Here is a 1,126-nt window from a genome sequence, read left to right as displayed (position 1 = left end):
TGATTTTTTTGATGCAGTGTAATAATTTCGCTTTTTGGTCATTCTATTCCCCTCTTATATTAGAAGAATAGCTCTTAAAAATACCTTTTTTTCGTCTAAAAATCCGCGCCTATATCACTTCAATACTATCATATTGATGAATTGTAAATTTCCCGTGAAAATTATTCGCCACATAGGAATAAAGAACTCCTCCACTCGGCATATCCTTAATCACACCCACGTTTGTGCCATTTATATCACTTACTGACTTGATCTTGTTTTTTCTTAGGGTCAAAAACTGTCCTTCGCTAAACCTAGGATTCAGCGTTCTATTTCGACGAAATGTAGTCGGAAATATTTATAGTTATTTTATTGCCCACCGGAGAGATCTCTGGTCCATGGTTTATTCTGGCTTTAGCCTTATCCCAAGCCTGATTAGAGTACACTGGATTTGAGGGATTCCATGCTTGAACATCATAGGGTTGCCAGCTCAGCATCTTATTCGTTTCATCTAAGGAAAAGCTGTAAATTCTTATTAGGGGATGTTGCGGCATGTTAGCAGCAGTACTACAATTGTAGGGATTTCCTTCTTGATAATCAAACATATATTTGAATACGTTGGGCATAGAGGTTCGTGATATAGTCTCACCAGGAAGTTGAGCAAATCCACCATCTGGAAAAACCGGATTCTGAACATGTCCCCATAGCACCATAAATACATTTTTGTTCTTAAGGTATAAATCTTTAATTTGGGGCGCACTATCCCAGGCATCAAAAGTATGGCTACTTATAATAATGAGAGAGTCTTTATTGTTTGAAATAAAATCCTGTACTGCTTGATACTCTGAATTAATCCCACCTAAGCCTAGAGGAACATTTAGGGCAATAAATTTAACATTAGCAATAGTAAATTTTTTATAGGAGAGAAAAGGTGAAATTTCTACTCCATTTTTATCAGTAATAAACTGAGGACCATAATCTGGCTGTAATTTGTATATGGTCTGTAGAAAATTTTTCGCATTATCATAATTACTCATGTTACGCACATAAACTTGTAGTTTGACTAAAAAGCATTAGAATTCCGCCCTTAATTTTAGGGAGGGAATTAAATGGATATGCTTGATCTTTATAGTGATTATTTGATTTT

At 35.3% G+C, this 1,126-nt stretch carries 1 protein-coding gene; it reads right to left on the bottom strand.

Annotated elements, in window-relative coordinates; genetic code table 11:
- Positions 1 to 308: 308 nt before the first annotated feature.
- Positions 309 to 1,016 carry a hypothetical protein gene (locus tag ELY15_RS15950; protein ID WP_127101760.1) on the bottom strand — a complete coding sequence of 236 codons (708 nt, stop codon included), beginning with the start codon at positions 1,014 to 1,016 and terminating at the stop codon, positions 309 to 311.
- Between the last annotated feature and the right edge of the window lie 110 nt (positions 1,017 to 1,126).

This window comes from Legionella sp. km772 (assembly GCF_003989735.1).
Classification (GTDB): Bacteria; Pseudomonadota; Gammaproteobacteria; order Legionellales; family Legionellaceae; genus Legionella.
Note: the sequence above shows the minus strand (reverse complement) of the source record. Positions and strands in the feature narration are given on the sequence as shown.